We start from the raw sequence: 13,295 nt of genomic DNA on the forward strand, positions 1-13,295 counted from the left end.
TTTAATGCCTGTTCTTGAATAAAAAAACCTCCAAGAGTAGGTGTAAACTTTACTCTTGGAGGTTTTTTGTTTTAGTGGCTAGGCCCTTTGTATATAAGCTTAGTTAGCCACAAGCTTTATGGTGTATTTCACCTTGTTGGCAAGTACATGCGCGATGTAAACACCTTGCTTTGGCGCAGTCCATTCCACTTCATTGATGGTGCGGAAGGTAGCTACTTGATGTCCACTGATGCTGTATATAGTAATATAAGCTTCCTCAGTAGCCTCGAATTTGGTGGTGCGAGTAAAAGGATTCGGGTACACCTGTACGGTTCGCTCGCTTGGGTCTACTGTAGTGATGGTGATAGTCTCTCCTTCTTCATTTTCACCTTCGCCCTCTGTTTCCTCTTCCGTTTCTACTTCTTCTTCGGTCGCAACCCTTCCGTCACCTTCTGTATAGTCTATGGCATCGGGACCTACATGGGTGGCATCCATCAGTCCGTTGGTGATAGGGTCTGTCGAGTTGTACTCATCCGCACCTAGATCGCGAGTGGTTTCAGTTGCCTGTCCTTCGCTGTCCGTGGTGATATAGCTCATGGTATTGGTTACGGAGGCGTCTATGGCTGGGCTCAAGCTGGTGAGCTTATAGGTAGCATAAGGCACAGTCGCAGGACAGTTTGCTGCCGAAGCTCGACAATCGGATGATGCCAAGAGAGGATTTACATTGGCGGCTTCTGAAGCAGTAAATGTAAGGTCTCCCCAGGTGGCATCTCCTGTTGTATAGATTATATTGTCTGCAAAGGTGACCCCGTCGGCTGCTCCAGCTTCATGTAGTGTGGTTACAGGGTTTGTGTCTTGTACAATGATGTTGTTGGCAATCAGACAATTTACTGGAGGCTTACCCCAGTCTGTTCTGTACCCTATTTCAATATCCGAAGCATTGTTTACCAGGGTATTGTGGGTGAATTCTAGGTTTTCAACCAAGTAGTGTTTGGTGAGATCCGAAGAATTTGTCACGTTGCTGTTGGTAGCATCTCCTTGTGTCAGGGTGCATGCAGCATCCCAAAGCGAGCCAGTTAAGCCTTCAAAATAATTGTTGAAGATCTTGTGATCTTTGCCATATACTCTCACACCCCCACATCCTATGGTGTTTTCTTCGAAGATGGCGGTTTTCCCTTGGCCAAGGAAATAATTACCACTGACTTCACTGCCATCACCATGTCTGAGGGATACAGTACCTAGTGATTTTAAAAAGGTATTGTTTCGAATATAGTTTTGCCCTGATTTTACTGAGATAATCTCTGGATCGCCATCGCACGCTTCAAATAAGTTGTTTTCTACTGTGCAAAAAGCCGAACTCAAAGACAAATCACTCATTCCGATCCTGATGGTTTCCTTTTCGTTGGTCACACGAGGCCCATTGTTTCTGAAGTGATTGTGATCGATACGGTCGTATTGAGAGACTTGAGGTGTACCGCCATGACTTCCGTCAATGACCAACCAAGCGCCAGAGTCGTCCTTGCCATCAAATAGGTTGTGATCCACTCTGTTGTGATGGCTATTACAGGAAGTGGCTTCCCAAATGTCTCCGATTAGAATCAATTTAGATCCGTCATCCCCTGTGTTCTTAAATACATTCTGACTGATTCTGATATTGTTACAGCCTGTTAGTTTAAACAGCGTATATACTTCTACATCGAAATCAAAACCTTTGAATGTGATATAAGCACAATTGGTCAATGAAAAGTAACTAGATCCTGTGAATTTAGCTTCTCCGATGTTTGCGGCTTCTATCGAAACAGGGTAATCTGCCGTGCCTCCTAGGTTTTTTATACTTCCGCCTGCGCCATCGTAGGTGCCGTTGGCAAGGATGATTCTATCGCCAGGGAGCATGTCATCAATCGCATCCTCTAGTTGAGAGTTATTGGCTACGTTTACGATACGTTCGCTAAATGTGCCTGGTGTCATGACCGCAGATACAGTTAAGTCCTGATCAATTGTAATTACTTCTTCGTCAGAATTTCCAGTGATACCCGACCAGGAAGTGAATTCATATCCAATGGCTGGAACTATAGAAAAGGTGATTTCATCACCTACGTAGTATGGGCCTTCAGCTGGCGAGACTGTGATTGTACCTCCTGGGGGCTGAGTGATATCTATGGTGTATTCTGCAGGAGGATCAGTGTCATCTACAATGATACTGGCACCGAAGCTCACATTGTTGTCTACGGTGAACATGAAACTGGTGCTAGAGCCACTGAATCCGCCTGTCCATTTTTCAAATACATAGTGGTCGGCTACTTCGGTGATTGCTACGGTCACTTCAGTACCCACTTCATAGATTTCCTGATCAGGGGATAATGTGATTGTAGCGTTTTCAGGTTGAGTGACAGTAATAGTACGTTCAATTGAAGGAGCAGTAAATGCAATGTCTGTAATGACATCCGTGCCTACATAGATATAATCAAGAGCAATATCTGTGATGCCTCCTTCGGAGTATATACGCAAGGAGTGATACTCTTTAGTATCTGGTTCGCGATTGGTACTGTAATTTTCTCTAAAGTCGAGCGTACCATCGATTATATTTCCATTGACTGCAGCTTCGTAAGTCGCAGTGGCATAATTGGCACTTACGGATAATCGCATCCATTCACCCATGGTGTAGGACTCGGAAGGGACTGCTATTTTAGACCAACTACTGTAAGCGTTAAGTATACCTGAAGTACTTATTTCAAACATGAAGGTTCTTTTTGAACTTCCTCCAAATAAGTCATATCCCGAGATGATGATTGGCTCTACTGTATTGACTGTTAATACCTTAATCCAACAATCTATGTAGACTGTGCTGCCTAAACCTGTGACTTCGGGGTCGTAGGATAGGTGTTCAAGTGCTATTTCACTTTCTGTAGGTGTGCCGAATTGTACACCTTGGCTGCCTGTGCGGATGTAAGCAGGTGTTGTCACTACATTAGCTATGCCGCCTTCATGCATTTCCCAAGCGTCTTGCCCTTCCAATCCCCCCAATGTGTAGTCGTCGAAGGAGGTTGAAATAACAGTTTGCGCATAGGCAAACTGCGTTACTAGTAAGCATACTAGTAAATTTAGTAGTCTTGTTTTCATACGTTTTGTTTTTGCTGATAGATAAATCAATGCACTGGATTCGATACGTACTCCTCGGTAGGTGAAACTCGAAAAGTAACAGGTTTACTGATTGCAAACCTTGGCCGTGTTACTGAACTGGTCCTCACTTAGGAGATGATGCTCACCAATGACTGGTAAACCAATTTAAAAATTGAATATGGGTAAACCAATAAGTGGCTGTGTGAGAAAATTGGTTTTTCCCTAATAAAGGATTATAGAGCCTTTTTTGTAAAAAAAGAGGAGTAAAATAATTATTAAAATAATTGGTCAACCAATTTAAATATTTGATACTGCTGACATGAAAGAGCCAAAACAATATGGGTACAATGGAATTATTAGGTTCATGTCAAATGGGTCTTTGTTAAACAAAAAAAGGGAACTCAATTGATTGGGCTCCTTTTCTGTATGTTGTCGATGAGGCAGAAATTGTCCTCTACCCAACGCAAGATTATATTTTATCAAAGTCAAGGATCAGGAGGAAACACGGTAACCTCAATAGAACCTGTTATACCAGAACCATCAGTAGCTGTTATGGTAGCAGTTCCAGGAGAGATTCCTGTTACTACTCCTGTGTTTTCGTTGACCGTCGCAGATGGGTTATCTGATTCCCAAGTAACACTTTTCACGCTGGCATTGGCCGGTAAAATGGCAGTGTAGGGTTTCCGCCATAAATACTGCTGGAGATGACCCACCACGGTCTTCAGTAACCGTAATGCTGGTAACTAATACTGCTCCACCACCTGCAGTGATAGTTGCCGTCAGTTCGCCAGTGGTGCCTGATCCGTCATTGGCGGTGATGGTACATGTACCTGCCGATACGCCTGTTACCTTCGATAAAAAAGTAATTGTAAAAAAGGGTGAGCTAAACCATCGTTTTACTGATGTGAGGAGGGAGAGATATTGTTTTTTGATGAGCACTTAGTGCTGCTGGTTTTTGAGATCTGTTTTGGAGTTAATCCAGTTCTTTCAGGTCTACAGGTACTACGCGAGAGACTCCTTGCTCTACCATAGTAACACCGTAGATCACGTCTGTAGAGATCATCGTACGTTTGTTGTGCGTTACGATAATGAATTGGGACTCGTTGGAGAAGTCACGAATAATGTTGTTGAATTTGTCGATGTTGGCATCATCGAGCGGTGCATCTACTTCGTCGAAGATACAAAACGGAGCAGGCTTCAGTAGATAGATGGCAAATAGGAGTGAAGTAGCTGTGAGTGTTTTCTCACCACCCGACAATTGATTGATGCTGAGTGGGCGTTTGCCTTTTGGTTTGGCCATAATTTCGATGGCAGATTCTAATGGATCGTCTGGGTTGGATAGACGCAAATCGCATTGATCTTCTTCTGTAAACAATGATCGAAATACTCTAATGAAGTTGGTTTTGATACTTTCGAAGGCTTCTAAGAAGGTGCCCTTGGCTACTGCGTCTATTTCACTGATTGTTTCCATCAATGATTCCTTGGCTTTGAGTAGGTCTTCTTTTTGAGATACGATGAAATCATGTCGTTCCTTGATTTCTTCATAGGCTTCCATGGCCATGGGGTTGATTGGTCCCATGGTGTCCATGCGGTTTTTGAGTTTTTCTACATGAGCTCTGATTTCTTCTTCACTCAAATTTTGAATGGCGGCGCTTTTTTCTTCGTCCTCTTTGCCGTCTATTAGCAATTGGTCGATGTCGATGTTGAATTCGACCGATAATCGCTCTTTTACACCCGAGAGTTTCAGACGAGTTTCGTTGAGCTCGTTTTGTACTTCCATGGTACTTGCATCAGTTTGCTCACGTTCTCTTTGGATCTCTCTGGCTTCTTTTTCTACAGTTTCGATCAGTTCTCTTTCTGCGTAGTAGGCCTTTTCTGATTCGGTTACGGCGGTTTCGATAGACTCTTTCTCTTCGTACATTTCGATGAGTTGATCATCGTTAGAGTCAGATTTTTCTACAAGTTGCCTGACTTCCTCGTCTGTTTGCTTGAGTTCGGATTGGTTTTTTTCTATACGCTCTTTAGCCGATTCGAGATTGGCCTCTTTGTGTGTAATCTCTTGAATGATACTACTCACCTTGTTTTGTTGTTGGTGGTAGAGTATGTTTTCCTGATTAAACGCAGCAGATTTTTCGTTGAGCTGTTCGTTGTGTACGACAAGTTTTTCTTTGAAACTACTATTTCGTAGTTCGAGTTCTTCTAGTAGTTTTTGTTCGCTTTCCTTTTTAGGAGATAGTTCGGCGATCTCTTCGTTGAGCTCATTGATCTTTTCTAAGATATCTTCACTCTTGTTTGTGTTTTCTGTGAGCAGGTTGGCAAATTGCTCTTGTTTAGTAGTGAAGGATACATGCTCTTCTTTGATCTGGGCGAGTTCTGTTTGTACTTGTTCGAGCTGTTCTTCAAAGTTGTTCTCTTTGAAGCGATTCAAATCAGAGACTTTTTCTTCGAGGTTGGCTTTTACTTCGTTTAGTTTGGTGGTGAGCTTTTTTATTGAAGTGGAAAGCTTTTCTAGGTTTTTGGCACGTCCGATTCGTTTTCCTTCAAACAATCCTACGGACCCACCAGATATGCTAAACTGTCTGTCGATCACTTTGCCGCTTTTGGTGATTAGTACGGTGTCCTGATGTTCTATGCCTTCGGTGTCGTTGAAATTACTGATGTATACATTATCTAAAATGTAGCCGATCAGTTTTTTGTATTTAGGGTCGTATTCTACCACTTCAGTGGCAGGCACGGCATTTTGTATCAGTGCAGTGTGTGAGGGTTTGAATTTTTCAAATCGATCTAGAATAAAGAAATGTGCTTTGCCTTTAGAGGCGTCGCTTAGGATGTTGATTGCCTTGAAGGCTTCGGCTTCAGTGTCTACGATGTAGTAGTTCATGTACGATTCGAGATAGTTCTCTACCGTTACTCTATATTCTTCTGGACAGGTGAGTACATCAGAAAGAAGTGGTGCGTTTTTGCTCCAGCTGGTCTCTTTTTTTAGAAATTTGATGGCTTCAGGAAAGCCTTCTAAATTGTCTACTAATGACTTGGTGAGATTATATTCGTTTTGAGAAGCGTCTAGTTTTCTGTTGACTTGGGTCAGTTCTTCACGGATTACTTCTATGGTCTTTTCAGAATGAGTGATTCTGTTTTTGAGCTCTTCGTCTTTGGATTTGAGGTAGTCATATTGCTCTTGTTTTTCCTTTTTTTCTAATTCAATTTCAGCAATTCGCTTTTCGAAATTTTGAAGGTTTTCTGTTTTGCTAGAGGTGTCTGTAGCTGCTTTTTCTAGCTCTTGTTTTAGCGAGCTTACCTGTATCGATTTGATCTCTAGTGATTTGATCAGTTGATACACCTCTTCTTTTTTGTTTGTATAGTTTTGGTTGAGCTCCTCTCCTTCATTTTTAAAAGCTTCGTTTTTAGCTTTTTCTTCTTCGAAGTCCTGTTTGAGCGTTTCTAGTTTGTAAAAGATCTCGTTGAGTATTTTTTCTGCACTAATCTTTTCATTGCTCAGGCTCGATACAGAAAAGGATGCGCGTTCGCTGCTTTTTCTGTCTTGCTCTATAATCTCTTTGAGGCTATCACTCCGGCCGTTCAAAAATCGGAGTCGTTCATTTTTGATTTTTTTTTCGCTTTCGTACTGACGAATTTTGTTTACGTGCTCATTGAGTGTTTTCTGTCTCGACGCAAGTGTTTTCTCTTTGCTTACCAGATCTGCTTTAGATTTTTCAGCTTGTGCTTCTTTTTCTGCGAGCTGCTTGTTGAGGCTTGTTTTTTTGTCGTTATTGAGCTCAGATGCTTTTTTGAGTTCTTCTAGTTTTTCTTTTTGCTGCTGTAGTGTTTGCTTGGCGAGCTGTACACTATAGGTTTTGTAGTCTTCTTTTACTTGGTAGTATTTCTGTGCTTGTTTTGCTTGTCGCTCTAGTGATTTTAGGTTTTTATCTATTTCAAAAAGCAAATCTTCTACACGATCCAAATCTGCGTCGGTGTCGTTGAGCTTTTTGAGTGTTTCTTTTTTTCTTATTTTGAACTTAGAAATACCTGCAGCCTCTTCGAAAAGTCCTCTTCGAGAGTTGTCTTTGTCATTGAGGATATTGTCTACCATGCCCAGTTCGATGATAGCGTAGCTGTTAGAAGCGATCCCTGTATCTAGAAATAAGCTGGTGATGTCTTTTAGTCGGCAGGTGACTCCGTTGAGCTGATACTCACTTTCGCCTGAGCGATAATAGCGGCGAGTAATAGTAACGTTAGAGTATTCGGTAGGAAGGAGGTTTTTGGTGTTTTTAAATGAAAGAGATACTTCGGCTAGTTGTGTGGGTTTTCTGTTTTTGGTGCCGTTAAAGATGATGTTGTCCATCTTTTCTGAACGTAAAGATTTTACTTTTTGCTCTCCTAATACCCAGCGAATCGAATCTACCACGTTGGATTTGCCGCAGCCATTGGGTCCCACTATTCCAGTAATTCCTTCATCAAAGTTAATGACCACTTTGTCACCAAAACTTTTGAATCCTTTAATCTCTAACTTGGTCAGTTGCATCCAGTATACACTTTTTTCAGAACCAACAAATTTAGAATTATTTCTGAAACGGCTATCTAGCGAAATATCAAACTTATTAACAATTAAACCACATTCTGAACTGGTGGTTTATGGGAAGAATATTGGTTTTTTAATTACATTTGATTCATGGACGATTCAGTAATCTATTATCTGGTATTAGGGGCTATTTATCTTCTTTCGAAAGTATTTAAAAAGAAGAAAGAAAATGAGCCTGTAAATATGGAGGAGTATGATGAGGAACAATCGTCTAGGCCTGCCAAAAAAGCACCACCTACCTTTGAAGATCTCTTGAAGGAGTTGACTGGAGAAAGTAGCTCTTCTTATACGGAAGAGGAACGTACTCAGCCTTTGACGCCGGCTGAGCCTGTCTTGGCTACTGATATAATTGATTATCAGAGACAAAATATAGAGGCCGTAGCCCCTGATGAAATGATTGATATTGTACCTCACAAGCCTTTGGAGCGCAAAAAGATTGAATTTATGCGTAATGATAAATTTGCGCTAGAGGAATACGATGACGAAATGGCTGAAGGTATCGAAGAAATGCTCTCAGACTATGATGGTATTCGTCAAGCGATCGTTCTCAAAGAAGTGCTTGATCGAAAATACTAGGCTTCGTCTAATTGCTTTAATTCTTCTGCAAATCCTCCTGATAGAATAGGGAATCTGCACCACGTTTTAGGGTCTACGTTGAAATCATCAAGGTGAAAAGACGGTGCTAAACGCTCTCTTTTCCATTGATTGATCGACCACAATCTGTAAAATTTTCTAATGTAGTTTTTGAGAACCTCATGATCTATGTTTAGCTTTTGGGCTAAGGTCTGATAGACGATCAGTGGAGATTTTCGTTGAAAAATGCCCAAACGTTCTATTTCTACTAAGATAGGGTAGGGCATCAGGTCGTCCTCGTCTGTTTGTGTGTATGACTTTGGGCGTAGCTCAGCAGTAGGTGTTAGGCTGTTTACGGAAGCCAATCCGTCGTATCCTAATTCTTTTTCTGCATATCGAAGCCATTGTAGTAAGAAGGGCTTGTCTACGCCTGCTATCGGTGCTAGACTGCCGCTGGTGTCGCCATCCATGGTGGTGTAGCCTACATCGCCTTCGCTGCGATTGGAAGTAGTGAGTAGGATCGTGCCAGTAATATTAGCAACCATCCAGATCAATGGTGACCGAGTTCGAGCCTGTATATTTTGCATTGCAATATCATCTTGCTCCCAAGTAAGCTTTCGCCCAATGGCTTTTTCTACAAGGTCATGGTTGGTGCTTACCACCTCATCTATTTCCCAGTGTTTGAATTGTGCGCCAATAGATGCGGCCAGAGACCGAGCAGAATTGAGTGTGTCGTCAGATGAATTCTTTGTGCCTTGATAGGCTGTGATCAGTATCTTGCCTACGATGAATTGTACAGCCTCTTCTGTTGTCAATTCAGTATGCCAATCAGGAGTGAGGTGGATGGATTTGCAGAAGCGATCTACGCCTAACTCTTTCACGCCATTGCTTACTAATAGCGCCACCAATACCGCAATGGAGGATGAGTCCGCGCCACCACTCAGTGAGAGCGTATAACCTTTGGCTCTACTTTTTCTTAGATAGTCATATAGACCTAAAGAAGCCGCTTGAGCGAAATCTCGGTTGTTGTCTAGTGTGTCTACATGATCCGTTTGCTTATATTTCGTTTGTGTAGTATCCATGTCGAAATACAGCAATTGGTAGGACTGAAAGGAGAGCCGTTGGTTGGTCGCAAGTAATTGACCATGGCTGGCTAGTATGATGTCGCCATCGTAGATGACTCGACCTGATTCATTACCTAATTGGTTGACATACAGGTAATGGCAGTTGAATTTTTTACTGCTGTTTATGATTAGTTTCTCACGAATCTTATGTTTCCCGAAAGCAAAATGGCTTGCGCTAGGGTTTAGAATGAGTTCTACGCCTTTGTCATATAGTCTGCAAGCTGGGCGAATTTCATTCCAAGCATCTTCACAAATTTCAAAACCTATATGCACCCCTTTGATATGAAAGGTTTGATCTCCGATAGGGTAGGTCTGATTGTTGAGCGTGAGTTCTTTTACTTCTCCGCTAGGCCAGGGAGAAAACCATCTGTGTTCGTAATGAATGCCGTCATTGGCTAATATTTGCTTGGCATAGAAGCCTAGGATTTTACCGTTTTCGATCAGGCAAGTCGTGTTGTAAATTTTCTGGTCGTGGCGGATGGGGAGACCTACTGCTACGGATATATTCGTGCAAAGCGGAACGATTTTGTGTAGTTGAGTTATAGCTTCTTCTGTTAGCCACTCACTTAGAAAAAGGTCTTGACAACCGTAGGCTGTGATGGATAGCTCTGGCAGGCAAAGTAGGTTTACTTGTTGCTCTTTAGCAGCCTTAATGGCTTGCGAAATATTCGTAAAGTTATTGTTCCAATCTATGGGTGTTTGGTTGAGGCAGGCTCCACCGATACGAATTTGACTCATGAGCTGATTTAAGAAATTCTACTCAATATTAAGGATTTGACAGGATTTTTCAGCAGCGTTTTGTTCCGCTTTTTTCTTACTGAGGCCATAGCCTACACTGATTTCTTTTTTGCCTACAAATATCTTTGCTTCAAATTTTTTGAAATGCTTCTGGTTGTCTTTTTCCTCTACTTCAAATCGAAGGTCTTTATTTTCCTTTTGTGACCATTCTATAATTTTGCTTTTGAAGTTAGAGTTGTTGTTGATCATCTCATCCAAATCGATGTGAGGAATGATGAGCATTTTGAAGATGAATTTTTTTGTAGCATCAAAGCCTTTGTCTAGATAGACAGCACCTACCAGCGCTTCTAATGCATCTCCATAGATAGATTTAAAGGATTGTCCATTGGCATTGAGTTGGCCATTGTATCTGATGACATCAGCCAGTCCTATTTTTCTGGCCAGGTGATTCAGGTGTTCGCGATTCACCATGCGCGATCTCACTTCCGTGAGAAAGCCTTCGTCTTTAAATGGGTATTTATTAAAGAGGTATTCGGCTACAGCCATGCCTAGCACTGCGTCTCCCAAGTATTCTAATCGCTCGTTAGATTCTAAGTATCCCTTGCGACTTTCTTGCGCAGCCGAACTGTGCCTCATAGCGAGGGCATACAGTTTCAAGTTGGATGGATTAAACCCGACGATTCGTTTAATTAAAACGGCAAATTTCCGGTCCTTAGCGTTTCTGAATAACAGCAGCAGCTTTTATTGTTAGTTTCACAAAATTACCCTTCAAATTTACGGAAAATGATGGAAGTATTATGGCCTCCAAATCCGAAGGTATTGCTTAGTGCAATTTTAATATCTCTTTTTTGGGATTTGTTAAATGTGAAATTCAACTTAGGGTCAAACTGCTCGTCGTCGGTAAAGTGATTGATGGTCGGAGGAACTTCTCCGTTTTGTATAGCCATCACACAAGCCGCCGCTTCAATAGCACCAGCTGCCCCGAGGAGGTGGCCAGTCATCGATTTGGTAGAGGAGATGTTCAAGTTGTAGGCATGCTCCTTAAATACATTAAGGATGGCCATAGATTCACTCACATCACCAAGTGGGGTCGATGTGCCATGTACGTTGATGTAGTCTACATCTTTTGGTTTGAGGTTGGCATCTTTTAGCGCGGTGATCATCACATTGGTTGCACCGATTCCTTCTGGGTGTGGGGCAGTCATATGATACGCATCGGCAGACATGCCGCTGCCGATCAATTCGGCATATATTTTAGCGCCACGAGCTATTGCGTGGTCGTAATCCTCCAATATCAGTGAAGCAGCACCTTCACCTAGTACAAATCCATTTCTGTCTTTGTCGAATGGTCTTGAGGCCGTCTCAGGAGAATCATTTCTTTCGGATAATGCTTTTAGTGCATTGAATCCGCCGACGCCAGATTCGCACACTGCAGCTTCTGATCCGCCAGTGATAAATACATCTGCCATTCCCAATCGAATGTAGTTGTATGAATCGATAATTGCGTTGGTTCCTGAGGCACAGGCACTCACCGTAGTGAAGTTTGGTCCTCTGAATCCGTATTTAATAGAAATCATACCAGGGGCAATATCAGCAATCATCTTCGGAATGAAGAATGGATTGTATCGGGGAGTACCATCTCCGCTGGCGAAGTTCATTACTTCGTCTTGGAAAGTTTTCAATCCACCAATGCCAGCACCCCATATCACTCCAGCTCTGTTGCTATCTATTTTGCTCAGGTCGAGACCTGAATCTAAGACAGCTTCGTCTGCTACGATATGAGCAAACTGTGTGAACAAATCCATTTTACGAGCTTCCTTGCGATCGAAGTGATCGTTTGGATCGTAATTTTTCAGTTCACAAGCAAACTGGGTTTTGAATTTTTCCGCGTCGAAACGGGTGATGGGAGCAGCGCCGCTCACACCTTTAGAAAGTCCTTGCCAATACTCGGCGGCATTATTTCCTATAGGTGTGAGAGCTCCAATGCCGGTAACTACAACTCGCTTTAATTGCATAAATGCTAGTTCCCTTTTTAGGTATGTTTAAATTATTTTGCGTTCGCTTCTAGATATTCAACAGCCTGTCCTACAGTACCGATGTTTTCAGCTTGATCGTCTGGAATAGAGATATTGAACTCCTTTTCAAATTCCATAATCAATTCGACAGTGTCTAAAGAGTCAGCACCAAGGTCGTTCGTGAAGCTCGCTTCATTGCTTACTTCAGACTCTTCTACTCCTAATTTGTCGATAATAATTGATTTAACTTTTTGTGCTATATCAGACATTTTATTATTGTTTGGTTTAAAAATCTGTGCAAAGAAAGATATTTAAACCATTAATGCCAAACTAATTTTTGCAATCTCAGCTATAGATAAAATGCGGGTGAATTTTCGCTATTTATGTGTATCAAAGTCTCTGTAAAAGTTTTGCTGTATAATAAGGTGTCTTCGTATGGAGTCATTACCTTTGCCTAATGCTCCGTAAGGAGAAAATTACATGCAAATTAAATGTGCTATTACAATGCGCATATATTGTTTTTCTATAAATAATGTCGATATTTGCAGCTCGAAATTTTTTGTTAATCTAAAACTTAAGTAAAAATCGCTAAACAAAGATTCCAAAGACGTGGCTTTAGAGGTCGTGTTGAAGAACCCTACAAAGTAAATGATCGCATCACTGCCAGAGAAGTTAGGGTAGTTGGTGAAAATGTAAAGGTCGATGTATATCAGACTTCGCAGGCTATTAAAATGGCCCAAGATCAAGGGTTGGATTTAGTGGAGATATCGCCTAATGCAGATCCTCCGGTTTGTAAAATTACCGATTATTCGAAGTTTAAGTACGAGCAGAAAAAGAAGCAAAAGGAGATCAAATCCAAAGCACATAAAAGTGTTTTGAAGGAGATTAGGTTCGGCCCTAATACTGATGATCATGATTTTAATTTCAAATTGAATCATGCCATCAAGTTCTTGAAAGAAGGTGCTAAAGTGAAAGCTTATGTACATTTTGTAGGACGTACCATTGTCTTTAAGGATAGAGGGGAAATTTTGCTATTGAAATTTGCTCAATCTCTCGAAGAGCATGCTAAGGTGGAACAACTTCCTAAATTGGAAGGAAAACGAATGTTTTTGATGCTTTCTCCAAAAGTTCAAAAGAAGAATTAATTTTTTTTATTAATATATACAA

At 41.5% G+C, this 13,295-nt stretch carries 10 protein-coding genes; 2 read left to right on the forward strand and 8 right to left on the reverse strand.

The features are described from left to right. Window positions 1–99 precede the first annotated feature (99 nt). From N7E81_RS09805 to smc, 4 genes are all read right to left on the reverse strand, one after another. Window positions 100–3,099 (reverse strand): chondroitinase-B domain-containing protein, encoded by a 3,000-nt coding sequence (locus N7E81_RS09805; RefSeq protein ID WP_263049410.1) that lies wholly within the window; start codon window positions 3,097–3,099, stop codon window positions 100–102. Between the two features lie 485 nt (window positions 3,100–3,584). Next, the gene (locus tag N7E81_RS09810) at window positions 3,585–3,746 is read right to left on the reverse strand and encodes an Ig-like domain-containing protein (RefSeq protein WP_263049411.1); all 162 of its coding nucleotides are present in this window, start codon (window positions 3,744–3,746) and stop codon (window positions 3,585–3,587) included. Next, entirely contained in the window at window positions 3,718–4,038 is a 321-nt protein-coding gene (locus N7E81_RS09815; RefSeq protein WP_263049412.1) for a hypothetical protein, read from the reverse strand. The genes N7E81_RS09810 and N7E81_RS09815 overlap by 29 nt, the downstream gene beginning before the upstream one ends. 34 nt (window positions 4,039–4,072) lie before the next feature. Further along, window positions 4,073–7,621 carry a chromosome segregation protein SMC gene (gene smc, locus N7E81_RS09820; protein ID WP_263049413.1) on the reverse strand — a complete coding sequence of 1,183 codons (3,549 nt, stop codon included), beginning with the start codon at window positions 7,619–7,621 and terminating at the stop codon, window positions 4,073–4,075. A gap of 147 nt (window positions 7,622–7,768) precedes the next feature. On the opposite strand from smc, the gene N7E81_RS09825 reads away from it, so the two are divergent. Continuing rightward, window positions 7,769–8,254 (forward strand): hypothetical protein, encoded by a 486-nt coding sequence (locus N7E81_RS09825; protein WP_263049414.1) that lies wholly within the window; start codon window positions 7,769–7,771, stop codon window positions 8,252–8,254. Here N7E81_RS09825 and nadE read toward each other — a convergent pair. Genes nadE through N7E81_RS09845 form a run of 4 tightly spaced genes read right to left on the reverse strand, consistent with a single transcriptional unit; the run spans window position 8,251 to window position 12,397 of the window. Then, on the reverse strand, window positions 8,251–10,113 hold the full coding sequence (gene nadE, locus N7E81_RS09830; RefSeq protein WP_263049415.1) for an NAD(+) synthase: 1,863 nt from the start codon (window positions 10,111–10,113) through the stop codon (window positions 8,251–8,253). The genes N7E81_RS09825 and nadE overlap by 4 nt on opposite strands. Before the next feature lie 18 nt (window positions 10,114–10,131). Next, window positions 10,132–10,851: a ribonuclease III gene (gene rnc, locus N7E81_RS09835; RefSeq protein WP_263053071.1), complete on the reverse strand. Its 720-nt coding sequence runs from the start codon at window positions 10,849–10,851 to the stop codon at window positions 10,132–10,134. A 23-nt stretch (window positions 10,852–10,874) separates the two neighbouring features. Beyond that, on the reverse strand, window positions 10,875–12,128 hold the full coding sequence (gene fabF / locus N7E81_RS09840; protein ID WP_263049416.1) for a beta-ketoacyl-ACP synthase II: 1,254 nt from the start codon (window positions 12,126–12,128) through the stop codon (window positions 10,875–10,877). A 32-nt stretch (window positions 12,129–12,160) separates the two neighbouring features. Further along, the gene (locus tag N7E81_RS09845; RefSeq protein ID WP_263049417.1) at window positions 12,161–12,397 is read right to left on the reverse strand and encodes an acyl carrier protein; all 237 of its coding nucleotides are present in this window, start codon (window positions 12,395–12,397) and stop codon (window positions 12,161–12,163) included. A 315-nt stretch (window positions 12,398–12,712) separates the two neighbouring features. Here N7E81_RS09845 and infC point away from each other — a divergent pair, with 315 nt between their 5' ends. Further along, window positions 12,713–13,273, forward strand: coding sequence for a translation initiation factor IF-3 (infC, locus tag N7E81_RS09850; protein WP_263053072.1), 561 nt, complete (start codon window positions 12,713–12,715; stop codon window positions 13,271–13,273). The last annotated feature ends 22 nt before the right edge of the window (window positions 13,274–13,295 follow it).

Source organism: Reichenbachiella carrageenanivorans (assembly GCF_025639805.1).
Taxonomy (GTDB): Bacteria; Bacteroidota; Bacteroidia; order Cytophagales; family Cyclobacteriaceae; genus Reichenbachiella; species Reichenbachiella carrageenanivorans.

Bases quoted from the DNA above. Each gene is read 5' to 3' on its own strand.
- smc (WP_263049413.1), bottom strand. From the start codon at position 7,621: ATGCAACTGACCAAGTTAGAGATTAAAGGATTCAAAAGTTTTGGTGAC.
- N7E81_RS09805 (WP_263049410.1), bottom strand. From the start codon at position 3,099: ATGAAAACAAGACTACTAAATTTACTAGTATGCTTACTAGTAACGCAG.
- N7E81_RS09845 (WP_263049417.1), bottom strand. From the start codon at position 12,397: ATGTCTGATATAGCACAAAAAGTTAAATCAATTATTATCGACAAATTA.
- fabF (WP_263049416.1), bottom strand. From the start codon at position 12,128: ATGCAATTAAAGCGAGTTGTAGTTACCGGCATTGGAGCTCTCACACCT.
- N7E81_RS09825 (WP_263049414.1), top strand. From the start codon at position 7,769: ATGGACGATTCAGTAATCTATTATCTGGTATTAGGGGCTATTTATCTT.
- nadE (WP_263049415.1), bottom strand. From the start codon at position 10,113: ATGAGTCAAATTCGTATCGGTGGAGCCTGCCTCAACCAAACACCCATA.